Origin of the sequence: Paenarthrobacter nitroguajacolicus (assembly GCF_007786235.1) — a bacterium.
GTDB classification, from domain to species: Bacteria; Actinomycetota; Actinomycetes; order Actinomycetales; family Micrococcaceae; genus Arthrobacter; species Arthrobacter nitroguajacolicus_A.
In genome coordinates this window covers 267,081-279,158 of the sequence record NZ_VNFK01000003.1, presented here as the reverse complement: position 1 = coordinate 279,158, position 12,078 = coordinate 267,081, and the positions used below count along the sequence as shown (strand labels likewise).

General features: G+C 62.9%; 11 protein-coding genes. 7 read left to right on the top strand and 4 right to left on the bottom strand.

Annotated elements, in window-relative coordinates:
* Positions 1-15: 15 nt before the first annotated feature.
* The 5 genes from FQP90_RS05290 to FQP90_RS05270 all read left to right on the top strand — a co-directional run bounded on the left by FQP90_RS05290 (position 16) and on the right by FQP90_RS05270 (position 5,940).
* Positions 16-1,275: an ABC transporter substrate-binding protein gene (locus FQP90_RS05290; protein ID WP_439898633.1), complete on the top strand. Its 1,260-nt coding sequence runs from the start codon at positions 16-18 to the stop codon at positions 1,273-1,275.
* Positions 1,276-1,299: 24 nt separating this feature from the next.
* Positions 1,300-2,217, top strand: a complete 918-nt coding sequence (locus FQP90_RS05285; RefSeq protein ID WP_144648643.1) for a carbohydrate ABC transporter permease — start codon at positions 1,300-1,302, stop codon at positions 2,215-2,217.
* Positions 2,217-3,128 carry a carbohydrate ABC transporter permease gene (locus FQP90_RS05280; RefSeq protein ID WP_144648642.1) on the top strand — a complete coding sequence of 304 codons (912 nt, stop codon included), beginning with the start codon at positions 2,217-2,219 and terminating at the stop codon, positions 3,126-3,128. The genes FQP90_RS05285 and FQP90_RS05280 overlap by 1 nt, the downstream gene beginning before the upstream one ends.
* 75 nt (positions 3,129-3,203) lie before the next feature.
* On the top strand, positions 3,204-4,958 hold the full coding sequence (locus tag FQP90_RS05275; protein ID WP_144648641.1) for a glycoside hydrolase family 13 protein: 1,755 nt from the start codon (positions 3,204-3,206) through the stop codon (positions 4,956-4,958).
* 22 nt (positions 4,959-4,980) lie between these two features.
* The gene (locus FQP90_RS05270) at positions 4,981-5,940 is read left to right on the top strand and encodes an aldo/keto reductase (RefSeq protein WP_144648640.1); all 960 of its coding nucleotides are present in this window, start codon (positions 4,981-4,983) and stop codon (positions 5,938-5,940) included.
* A gap of 103 nt (positions 5,941-6,043) precedes the next feature.
* Here the strand turns inward: FQP90_RS05270 and FQP90_RS05265 are convergent, their stop codons facing one another.
* The 4 genes from FQP90_RS05265 to FQP90_RS05250 are packed head-to-tail and all read right to left on the bottom strand — an operon-like array spanning position 6,044 to position 9,869.
* Positions 6,044-6,973 carry a TauD/TfdA dioxygenase family protein gene (locus FQP90_RS05265; protein ID WP_144648639.1) on the bottom strand — a complete coding sequence of 310 codons (930 nt, stop codon included), beginning with the start codon at positions 6,971-6,973 and terminating at the stop codon, positions 6,044-6,046.
* Positions 6,974-7,027: 54 nt separating this feature from the next.
* Positions 7,028-7,948 (bottom strand): ABC transporter permease, encoded by a 921-nt coding sequence (locus FQP90_RS05260; protein ID WP_144648638.1) that lies wholly within the window; start codon positions 7,946-7,948, stop codon positions 7,028-7,030.
* A complete protein-coding gene (locus FQP90_RS05255) occupies positions 7,948-8,838 on the bottom strand; it encodes an ABC transporter ATP-binding protein (protein WP_144648637.1) in 891 nt (296 codons plus the stop codon). The genes FQP90_RS05260 and FQP90_RS05255 overlap by 1 nt, the downstream gene beginning before the upstream one ends.
* 2 nt (positions 8,839-8,840) lie before the next feature.
* Complete coding sequence (locus tag FQP90_RS05250; RefSeq protein ID WP_110503821.1) at positions 8,841-9,869, bottom strand: ABC transporter substrate-binding protein; 1,029 nt, start codon at positions 9,867-9,869, stop codon at positions 8,841-8,843.
* A 379-nt stretch (positions 9,870-10,248) separates the two neighbouring features.
* Here FQP90_RS05250 and FQP90_RS05245 point away from each other — a divergent pair, with 379 nt between their 5' ends.
* The gene (locus FQP90_RS05245) at positions 10,249-11,112 is read left to right on the top strand and encodes an HpcH/HpaI aldolase/citrate lyase family protein (RefSeq protein ID WP_144648636.1); all 864 of its coding nucleotides are present in this window, start codon (positions 10,249-10,251) and stop codon (positions 11,110-11,112) included.
* A gap of 2 nt (positions 11,113-11,114) precedes the next feature.
* Positions 11,115-12,035 (top strand): DUF2797 domain-containing protein, encoded by a 921-nt coding sequence (locus tag FQP90_RS05240; protein WP_144648635.1) that lies wholly within the window; start codon positions 11,115-11,117, stop codon positions 12,033-12,035.
* The last annotated feature ends 43 nt before the right edge of the window (positions 12,036-12,078 follow it).

The window sequence follows — 12,078 nt, the reverse complement described above, 5'->3', positions numbered from 1 at the left end:
ACGGTGTCCGTGAAAATGACACGCGGGAAACGCTTCGCAGCTATGGGTTTGGGATTGGCACTGCTGGCCGGCCTCCTCTCAGGCTGCACCGGGGAGTCGGGCAAAGAGACAATCCGTTTTACGTTCAGCAAGAGGGAAGCAATCGGCTTCATGACCAAACTCGTCGCTGACTACAACGCTTCGCAGGACGAAACCGAAGTGGTCCTGGACACTTCAGGCGTGGACGTCGTGTCCGCGAGCTTCGTCCGCGGCAATCCGCCGGACATCGCACTGGCCAACTACAACATGGAGACATCCCGCTTTGTGCAGCGCGGAGCGTTGAGTGACTTGTCCGGCACGAACGCCGCATCCACTATCCGCGAGGACCTTCAGCCGCTTATGGACCAGTACGGTTCGTATCCCGGGCGCACCAGTGCCCTGCCTTACTCGGTGATGGCGTCCTCGGTGATCTACAACAAGGAGATTTTCGCCAAGCACGGCGTGGTGGTGCCCACTACTTGGAGCGAACTGATCGCAGCGTGCGAAAAGCTGAAGGCTGCTGGAGTGACGCCGTTCTACGCGACGTGGAAGGATGACTGGACCATCGCCCAGGGGTGGTTCGACTACTCCGTCGGTGGTCAGGTGGACACCATCGATTTCTTCAAGAAGCTTGACGCTGAAGGCGTGAATGTAGGGCAGGATTCGGCGGTGTCCTTCGAGAAGGACTTCGACCAGCCCGTGGAGAAGATGCTGACCCTTGCCAAGGGCTACGTCAATAAGGATGCTGCAAGCCGGGCCTACGGCGACGGCAACCTTGCGTTCTCGAAAGGGGAGGCTGCCATGTACCTGCAGGGTCCGTGGGCCTTCAGTGAGATCGCCAAGACAGCTCCGGACCTCAACCTTGGAACCTTTCCGTTGCCCATGACCGAGGACCCGGAAGACTTGCGCGTCCGAGTCAACGTGGACCTCGCGGCCTGGATCCCGGAGGCCTCCAAGCACAAGGAAGCGGCCCGGGACTTCCTCGAGTACCTTTACCAGCCCGAGGTAATTGAGGCCTACAACCAGTCGCAACTGGGCTTCACGCCCACCAAGGATGCCGCCGGCGTGCCCGATCCCCGGATCCAAGGGATGGTGAAGTACTACGACGCCGGAGACGTTTACCAGGGCCCCTCGGTGCTGGTGCCGCGCACGATTCCGATCATGAACTACACGCAGGCGATCGTCTTCGGCGCGGCCCCTGCAACCACCCTTCGCACACTCGACGCAGATTGGGCGCGCCTGGCGTTCCGCCAGTAGTGCAGAACCAGGGAGTCAAAAACCATGTCAACCATCACCACACCCTCCTCCACGTCCGCTGCGGCCCCCCAAAAGCAACGAGCCAGGCGCCGGGTGGAACCGATCTTCTACTTTTTCCTGGTTCCCAGCCTTGTCCTGTTCACCCTGGCCATCACGATTCCGGGCATCATAGGGATCTTCTTCAGCTTCACCAATTCCATTGGAATCGGTGACTGGGACTTTGTGGGCCTGACCAACTACATCGCCATCTTCAGTGATCCCGCCATCCTGCAGAGTTACCTGTTCACCTTCGGCTTCTCCATCGTGACGGTGATTGCGGTCAACGTTGTGGCATTCCTCCTCGCCGTCGGGCTGACTTCACGCATTCGGATGAAGTCGGCGCTGCGAACCGTCTTTGTCATTCCCATGGTGGTTTCCGGCATCATCATCGCGTACGTCTTCAACTTCCTGTTTTCGAACTCGTTGCCCTCCCTCGGAGCCGCGGCCGGGATCCCCTGGCTGGAAAGCAGCCTCCTTGCTAATCCAGACCTCGCGTGGGTTGCCGTCGTGCTCGTCACGGCCTGGCAGGCTGTGCCCGGAGCGCTGCTCATCTACATTGCGGGCCTTGTTGCAGTGCCGGGGGACGTCTATGAGGCTGCGGAAATCGACGGCGCCAGCAAGTTCCAGCAACTGCTGAAGATCACGCTGCCGCTGGTCTCCGGCTACGTGGTGATCAACATCATTCTCGGTTTCAAGGGCTTCCTCAACGCCTACGACATCATCGTCGGCCTGACAAACGGTGGTCCGGGGACTTCAACAAGGAGCATCGCGATGACCGTCATCGCCGGCTTCAACGGCGGCGACTACGCCTACCAGATGGCCAATGCGACGATCTTCTTCGTGGTGGCCATCGTTATCTCTCTCGTACAGCTTTCGCTGACTCGCGGACGGAATGCACTCTGATGACCAACCAAGCAACCCTCGCCATCGACGACTCTACCCGCGGGCAGGCCGTCACCACCGGAGCCGGCCGACGGCGATCCACACCCAAGGTGGAACGCGTCAACTGGTCGGCCACCACCATCCTCGTGCTGTGCGCGGTGACGGTGCTCCTGCCCCTGTACGTCACCGTCTCCATGGCATTCAAGACCCAAGGCCAGGCTGTGGATGGAAATGCCTTCTCCTTCCCGGCTCCCTTCAGCCTCGACGGTTTCGTCCAGGCCTGGACGCTGACCAACTTTCCTGTGGGCGCAGCGATGTCCTTGCTGGTGACCGCGGGGACCGTCCTGGCCACCATCATCCTGGCCGCCTTCGCTTCCTATGCGATCGTGCGCAATTGGGAACGGCGACTGTTCCGGTATTCGTTCTTCTACCTCCTGGGGGCTATGTTCATTCCCTTCCCGGTGGTGGCCCTGCCACAGATCCAGCTCACAGGCCGCCTCGGCCTGGATAACCCGTTTGGTGTCATTCTCCTGGCCACCATGTTCCAACTGAGCTTCAGCGTGCTGCTCTTCACGGCCTTCCTTCGCTCCATCCCCATGGAACTGGAAGAGAGTGCCAGGATCGACGGCGCTACCACGTGGCAGACCTTCTGGAAGCTGATCTTCCCGCTCCTGGCGCCAATGAGTGCAACCGTGGGGATCTTCGCCTTCCTCTACGCGTGGAATGACTTCATGATGCCTTCGCTGATCATTTCCGATCCTGCATTGCAGACGCTTCCCGTCAGGCAGAACCTGTTCCAAACCCAGTTCAGCAACAACTACCACGTGTCCTTCGCGTCTTACCTGATGGCGATGGCACCCGCCATCATCGCGTACCTGTTTACGCAGAGGTGGGTCATGGCGGGCGTGACGCAGGGCGCCGTCAAGGGCTGACGTTGTTGACCTTCCGCGTCCAGCGTTTCATACTGGTCCGGAACATAAATTTAGATTCTAAATCAAAGGAGTTTCGTGAGCACTTCCGCCACCAAGGCACACCGTACCGACGCCCACCGCATGTCCGATCCGAACTGGTGGCGCCAGGCTGCTGTCTACCAGATCTACCCGCGCAGCTTCCATGACGCGAACGGCGACGGACTTGGCGACATCAAGGGCATCACTGAGAAAGTCCCGTATTTGAAGGAACTGGGAATCGACGCCGTCTGGCTGAGCCCGTTCTACCCCTCGGCGCTGGCTGACGGCGGCTACGACGTTGACGACTACCGCAACGTGGACCCGAAACTGGGGACATTGGAGGACTTCGACGAGATGGCCGCCGCCCTTCACGCCGCGGGAATCAAGATCGTGGTGGACATCGTCCCCAACCATTCCTCCGACCGCCACGAATGGTTTAAGGAAGCGCTGGCGTCGCCCAAGGGTTCGGCGGCACGCAACCGCTACATCTTCCGCGATGGCCGGGGAGAGAACGGCGAACTGCCGCCCTCCGACTGGGACTCCGTCTTCGGCGGACCCATCTGGGACCGCATCACCGAGCCTGACGGCACACCCGGCCAGTGGTACCTGCACATCTTCGCCAAGGAGCAGCCGGACTTCAACTGGGAGAACCCGGAGATTCGCGAGGACTTCCTGAAGACCCTTCGCTTCTGGTCCGACCGCGGCGTGGATGGCTTCCGTATCGACGTCGCCCACGGCATGGCAAAGGATCTTACCGAGCCGCTGCCCATGAAGGCGGACCTGGAAGCCAAGGCACACGGCACGGATGGCTTCACCGACGGTTCCCACCCGTTCTGGGACCGGGACGAAGTCCACGAGGTCTACGCCGAGTGGCGCAAGCTCTTCAACGAGTACAACCCCCCGCGGACCGCTGTGGCCGAAGCCTGGGTCCACGAGTCCCGCCGTGCCCGCTACGCCAGCCCCGAAGGACTCGGCCAGGCGTTCAACTTCGACCTCCTGCAGTCCGATTTCGACGCCGCATCGTTCAAGCAGATCATCACGGACAACCTTGTGGCGGCCAAGGAATCGGGAGCGTCCTCCACCTGGGTCTTCTCCAACCACGACGTCGTCCGTCATGCAACCCGCTACGGCCTGCCCAAGGGCGGCTCCGTAGCGCAGGGAACCAACGCGGCGCAGGATGTCACCGGCGGAAAGCCCAAGGGCCAAGACGGCAAGGGCTGGCTGCTGGCCGGCGCACCTGCTGATGAGCTCGACGTCGAACTCGGCTTGCGTCGTGCCCGCGCCGCAACGCTCTTGCTGCTGGCGCTTCCCGGTTCCGCTTACCTCTACCAAGGTGAGGAGTTGGGCCTGCGCGAAGTGTCGGAAATTCCCGATGCGGATCGGCAGGACCCGTCCTTCTTCCGCAATCCGGGCGTGGAGATCGGCCGTGACGGTTGCCGCGTGCCTTTGCCGTGGACAGCGGACGGCCCTTCCTTCGGGTTCGGTACCGGCGGGGCACACCTTCCGCAGCCTGAGTGGTTTGCGGAATATGCCGTAGCCAAGCAGGAAGGTATCAAGGGATCCACCCTGGAGCTCTACCGCGACGCGCTGCGCCTGCGCAGCGAACTCCAGACAGATGAGGAGCTCGAGTGGGTGGAGACGGGTAACAAGGACGTGCTGCATTTCAGCCGCCCCGGTGGCTGGCACACCGTGACCAACTTCGGCAGCAACCCGGTGGAACTCCCGGAGGGGAACGTCGTGGTGGCCAGCGGCCCCCTGGAAGACGGCAAGTTGCCCTCCGACACCACCGCTTGGGTTGTCCGCAACTCCTAGCCACGTCGGGGAATACTGAAGTATGACTATCGCGAACGGGCGGGGACGCCTCATTTACGGCTGCATGGGACTTGGCGGTCCTTGGGACGGCACGTCCTACGGCGCAACCGAGATCGATCAGGCCGCTGCGGTGATTGCTGCCGCGCGGGGCATCGGGATCGAGTTGTTTGACCACGCGGACATTTACCGCAGTGGTAAGTCCGAGGCCGTCTTTGGTGAGGTCCTTGCCCGTTCGCACGGTTTGCGCGAGAAGATCCAGCTGCAGACCAAGTGCGGCATCAGGCTGGGAGAGCGCGGGCTGGCCACCCACTACGACCTCAGCCGCGAAGCCATTCTTGAACGGGTCAACGGGAGCCTGAAGCGGCTACAGACGGACTACGTGGACGTGCTGCTCCTGCACCGGCCCGATCCCTTGATGGACCCGCACGAGGTGGCGGACGCCGTCGGGCAGTTAATGACGGAAGGCAAAGTGCGGCAGTTGGGCGTGTCCAACATGTCCGGCGCGCAGATCGCCTTCCTGCAGGACGCCCTGGAGGTGCCCATCGTGGCGAACCAGCTGGAAATGAGTTTGCTTCGGAGGGACTGGCTGGAAGGCACTGTGCTGGTCAATCATGCGGAGGGCCTGGAGTACAGCTTCCCGCACGGGACCGTGGAGCATTGCATGGCCAAGGGAATTGAACTTCAGGCCTACGGTTCCTTGGCACAGGGCCGCTACACCGGGGCGAAGTCCGACGAGCTGTCACCGGCTGAGTCTGCGGCCGCGGCGATGCTGGAGCAGCTGGCGGGGGAGAAGGACACCACGCCGGAGGCTGTGCTGTTGGGCTGGCTGATGAAGCACCCCGCCCGGATTTCGCCGGTCGTTGGAACCACCAACTCTGCACGGATACAGGCATGCGCCGATGCCGCCGCCGTGGCTGCCACCATGTCCCGTGCCGAGTGGTACGGATTGTGGGTGGCGGCGCGGGGGAACAACATCCCCTGACGCTTGTTTTAACCCAACTGACTGACAGTAGTGGTTGGAATGAGGACTCATAACAACCACTACTGCCAGTCAGTTGGGTGACAACAGCAACACATACGCGCTCCTACGAAACTGCCACGGGCGCAACCACGGAGTACGTGCTCGAGTCGCCCTGGATTGCCTGGCTCGGCTTGCCGTCGATGCTGACCGGGATGTCGCCGGCAATGGTCACCCGGTTGAGCTTGCGCGGCTGGCCGTCGTAGTTGTCCGGTGCGTAGTGCTGGGTGATGCGGTTATCGAACAAGACCACCTGGTTGGGCTCCCAGTTCACCCGGACCACGTTCTCCGGACGTGTCACGTACGCCTGCAGCAGCCGGATGATGTCCTTGGACTCCGTGTTGGACAAACCCACGATCCTGAGCCGCTGCGCGAAGCCCCCAATGAACAATCCGCGCTCGCCGGTCAAGGGGTGGACCCGCACCACAGGGTGGGCAGTTTCAAACTTCAGCCGCGTGAACTCCTTGCGGCGCTCCTCAGCGTTGGAATGCTCCAGGTTCTTGGGCACCGAGTAGTCGTAGTCGTTGGTGTGGATGGCCCACAAGCTGTCCGCGAAGGTGCGGAGCTCCTCCGGGAGGTCCTTGTACGCGCCCGCCGAGGACGCAATCAGGGTCTCGCCACCGTACGCGGGAAGATCGATGCTGCGCAGCGTGGAAGCCTGTGGCGGGTTCACCACGAACGTGACATCCGTGTGCCAGTTGTTCGCCGAGCCGTTCTCGCTGTCCACGGGCAGGACGTTCTCTTCGCCTTCCACCGACGCCACCGTGGGGTGTGCTTTGGTGAGCGGGCCGAAGTGCGAGGCGAACTTCACCTGCGCTTCGTCGCTGAGAATGTTGGCCTCGCGGAACACGAGTGCCTTGTGTTCGTTGAGTGCCGCCCTGATCTGTGCGACCGTGTCTTGGCTGAGGTCGCCGCTGATGTCCAGCCCGCGGATTTCGGCACCGATGCGGGAGCCCAGTTTGGCGAACTCGAGTTTGGTTTCGGTAATGACGGTCATGATTCCTGTTCCTTACTTGTTGTGATGGTTGCGGCGGATGCCGCGGGGATGGTTCTAGGAGGCTGCGGCGCCAACGGCGGTCCGCCATCGGGAGAAGTGCCGCTCAAGGGCAACCAGGAGGAAGTTCACGCCGAGCCCCAGCAGGGAGACCGTGAGGATGCCTGCGTACATATCCGGGATGAGGAAGCTGCTCTGCGCGTTCACGATCAGGTAGCCCAGGCCGGCCTTGGCGCCCACCATTTCGGCGGCGATCAGTACCAGGATGGAGGCGGTGCCGGCCATGCGGATGCCCGTGAAGATCGTGGGTACTGCGGACGGAAGGATGACCTTCTGGAACAGCCGGAAGCTGTTGAGTCCCAGCGACCGCGCAGCCCTGATGAGCAGCGGATCCACGGTCTTCACGCCGGCAATGGTGTTCAGGAGGACCGGGAAGAACGCAGCGTAGGCAACAATGCTGATCTTGGATTCCTCGCCGATGCCCAGCAACAAGGTGAACACCGGCAGCAAGGCAAGGGCCGCCGTATTGCGGAACAGCTCCAGCAGCGGGTTCAGGACCGAGTTCAGCCGTCCGTACCAGGCGATGAGAAGCCCCAGCGAGACACCGGCCACCAGCGCAGCACCGAACCCGGCAACCGAGCGCGTGAGGCTGGCAGCGATGTGCCCTTGGATGGTCCCTGCTTCGAAGAGCTTGCCCCAGGCCAGGAGTACTTCGTGCAGCGGCGGCAGGAACACCCGGGTGGACGGGCTGGCCAAGTACGTCGGCCCGAGCTCCCACAGCGCCAGGAACGCCAGGATGGCTGCGGACTTCCACAGTGCCGACCCCGCCACCGAGGTGACCCGCCGCACTGTGGCGAGGGCCGGCGTCGTGTGTTGCGTTTTTGACTCTTCGGTGACGGAGGGTTCGACGGCGGCACCCGGGTCTACCGGTCCGGCCGCCTTGGGTGCCGCTTGTGTTGGCGTGAGCGTGGTGGTCATCAGGCCGCGCTCCTTTCGGTGATGGTGGTGGCGGGCTCGTCCGGTGCGCTGCCGTCCGGGAGGATCTTGCGATGCCCTGCGTCTTGTGCGCGGCGGACCTCATCGTGCAGGAGCGTCCACACCTGGTGGCGGTGCTCAACGAAGGCAGGGTTTGAGCGGATGTCCTCGTCGCCGTCACGGTCGGGGATGGCGATGTCCACGATCTCCTTGAGCCGGCCCGGGCGGGCGCTCAACACGGCAACGCGCTCGCCGAGGTACACGGCCTCGTCGATGCCGTGCGTGATGAAGACGATCGTTTTCCCCGTGGCCTTCCAGATCCGCAGGAGTTCGTCCTGCAACTGTTCGCGGGTCTGGGCGTCCAAGGCGGCAAAGGGTTCGTCCATGAGCAGGACATCCGGCTCGTAGGCCAGGCTGCGGGCAATGGCCACACGCTGCTTCATGCCACCGGACAATTCATGCGGGTAGCGGTCCTCAAAACCGGCCAATCCCACCAACGCCAAATATTCACTGGCTTTGGCGGCACGTTCGCGGCGGTTGAGCTTCTTGCCGTCGGGCCCCACTCCTTCGAGGCCGATCGAGACGTTAGCGGAGGCTGTGCGCCACGGGAACAGTGCGTACTGCTGGAAGACCACGGCGCGGTCCTTGCCCGGCCCGGTGACGGGCTTGCCGTCCACCAGCACTTCGCCGGAGGTCGGAGTGGACAACCCGGCGAGCAGGTCCAGAAGCGTGGTCTTGCCCGATCCACTGGGTCCCACCAGGGTGAGGAACTCACCGGAGCGGACGTCCAGGCTCAGCGAATCGATGGCGGTGAGCCGGGTGGCCGCAGTGTCCTTGGTGGCCCTGACCGTGAACTCCTTGGTGACGTTCCGGAGGCTGATTTTGGCTGTCATGACTATCCCTTCTTCGCCGCGGCGAGCTCGTTGAAGTCGTTGGTGTAGTACTTGGACGGAGTGAGCTTGTCCTTGACGATGCCGGCTGAGCTCAGCCAAGCCTCCCAGCGGGTGAAGTCCTGGTCCTGGATCACGCCGGAGTCCGGGACGCCCGGGCTCTTCCAGAACTTCAGGTTGGCTGTGCTCTCATTGCGTCCGCGGCTTTCGATGATCTTGGTGAAGCGGGCAATGACTTCGTCGCGAGGAGTTTCCGCTGCCCACTTGATCGCCTTGGCCACGCCCGTGGTGAAGGTGCGGGTGGTGTTGGGGTTCTTTTCGATGAAGTCGTTGCGGAGCACAATCTGGCCTCCCGCGAACGTCCCGAACAGTTCCACATCGCTGAACAGCGACCGCAGTCCGCCGGCCTCGATGGCCCTGTCCTGCAGCACTCCGCCGAGCGTTCCCGCATCCACCTGACCTCGACGGATGGCTTCCTCCGTGTCGTTGGGTGCCAGCGGTACCAGTTGGACCTGCTTGATCTCGTCCTGGCTGAGTCCGTTCTTGGTCAGCCAGGTGTTGATGACGGCTTCGTGGTGTGCGCCGAGGGTGTTGACCGCGATCTTCTTGCCGATCAGGTCACGCGGTTCCTTGATGGTGCTGTCCGCCTTGACGTAGTACCCGCTGAACGTCTTGTCGTCCGAACCGTAATAGTTGGTGACGGCCTTAACGGGAGCTCCCGCTTCGATGAGCTTGACCACCGCCCCGGAGAACGCGCCACCGAAGTCGGTTTGGTTGGTTGCTGCGGACTGGATGTCCTGGGGGCCGCTGGTGGTGTTGCCCACCCAGTTCAGCTTCAGGTCGCCCAGGTAACCCAGATCGGCTGCAAGTTCGGGGAACGTCACGTTGTTGGCTGAGCCTTGGTAACGGAGTTCCTTGACCTCGTTGCCGGCCTGGTTGGCTTGTCCGGCTTCGGCTGCACCGCCGCAGCCGGACACCGTCAGCGCTAGTACGACGGCGGCCGCGACGCTCAGGAGGGGCAGATGCAGTTTCATGGGAGCTACTTTCGATTGAAGAGTGGTGTGTTGGGTGGCCGGCCTATGCCAGGGCTGGGGGAACCTGTGCAACGGCTTGGGAACGATGAAAGCCCATTTCGACGGCGGGTGGGAAGCGATGGGGTAACGCCTGGAAACGCTGCGAAACAGCCCGACACGGGACGAAATCCAGGGAAATTCCCGGCAATCGGGGGACACAAGACGCCGCGTTGAGCTGTGTGAACAACAGCGACAGGTGGGTCGAAGATGACTGGCGAGTATCGTCGTCGGACGTTCATACTGCCGGACCCCACAGTCATATGGGGTTTAGTTCGTATTGATCCTCACAACCGGGCGGATTTCTTCGCCTTGCGACCCGCAGGACGGATACGGTAGATACATGACGTCTAGCATCGCCGCCGAATCCATTCGGCCTACCCGCAACATTCCCGCCGATATCGCCCGTTCCTGGCTCCTTGTGAATGCCATGAAAACGGAGCTTTTTGACGAATCCGCGGGTTCACGGGCAGACGCCATCATCCTTGACATCGAAGACGCCGTTGACCCGTCCCAAAAGGACGCAGCGCGCGAGAATGTGGTGAACTGGCTGACCGCAGGTGGCCAGGCCTGGGTCCGGATCAACGATGCCACCAGCAAGTTCTGGGCCGACGACCTCGCAGGACTTCGCGGCACCCCCGGCCTGCTCGGCGTGATGCTGGCCAAAACCGAGTCCGCTGACCAAGTCACCGAGTCCTACCACCGCATGGATGGAAAGACTCCCGTGATCGCCCTGGTGGAGTCCGCCCTCGGCATCGAAGAAGCCAACCACATTGCACGCGCACAGGGTGCCTTCCGCCTGGCTTTCGGTTCGGGCGACTTCCGCCGCGATACCGGTATGGCTGCCACCCCGGAGGCCATGGCCTACCCGCGTGCCAAGCTCGTTGTCGCCAGCCGCGTTGGCAACCTGCCAGGCCCCATCGACGGCCCCACTGTTGGCACCAACCACCCCATCCTGCGCGAGCAGACGGGCATCACCGTGACCATGGGCATGACCGGTAAGCTCTGCCTGGCCATCGACCAGACCACCGTGATCAACGAGGTCATCAGCCCGACGCCGTCCGACGTCGCCTGGGCTACCGACTTCATGAACGACTTCGAGGCCAACGGCCGCGTGATCCGTGATGGTTCGGACCTTCCGCGCCTGGGCCGCGCCGAAAAGATCATGAAGCTCGCAGTGGCCTTCGGAGTCCAGCCCTCCCTGTAAGGATGCTGGTTCACGGAGTCGTTTGGGACTCTTCATCGCCGGCTTTGCGGATGTTCTCGCCGGACACGGAGTTCAGTGATATTGCGTTGGCCCAGGGCACAGCCCTGGGCCTGCGCGTTATCCCCGGTTTGTGGTGCCTGGGCCACACGAAGGTGCACGGTCCGGGCAACCGCACGCATGTTCCGTGCCGCAGCGGCTCTCCGGCCGAGCGGGGCAAGCAATGCGGGGCGTGTTTTGCGCGCGACGACTCCCGGCTGATGCACGACTTCCATCGCGGCGGCTCCGTTCCCACCGGCCTGCGCGCGTACCTGATGCAACCGCACTGCCTCTACGTTGCAACGTTCGCCAACGGTGCGACCAAGATCGGCACCGCGTCCGCTCAGCGCAAGTGGAACCGTTTGGCCGAACAAGGCGCAGTGCACGCATCCTATGTAGCCCACGCCGAGGACGGCAGGGTGGTTCGCGTTCTCGAAGACCTGGTGACCCGCGAGCTTGGGCTTGTCCAGCAAGTTCGCTCCGCAGCCAAGGTGGCAGCCCTCGTGGAGCCGCGTGCCGGCGTCGAGCTTGCGGCGTTGAACCGCCAACACGCCGCGCGGGTGCGCGAGCTGCTGGGCGGATTGGCGATGACTGGCTATGCCCTTGTGGAGGAAGAGTGGGACCGGCCTGCCCTGGCCGATCGGCTCTGTATGGTTCGTGCCGAAGGCGGATTGCGGCACCCGTATCCGGCAGCGTTCGACGGCGGCGGGCACGGCCTGCGGGTCCACTCACTGTCCGGGGCGATCGCCTTGGCTGGACTGCCCGACGCTTCGGGAAACGAGGTTGAGGGCAGCTTCGTGGCGGACTTGGGTGCCCTGAAGGGTCGTCGGATTGAGTTCGGTCCGCACACCACGGAGATCCCGGCCTTGCAGGACTCGCTCTTCTGACCCCTCGGCAAGCTCCTCTGCCGCGCCCCGGTAGACTTGGACG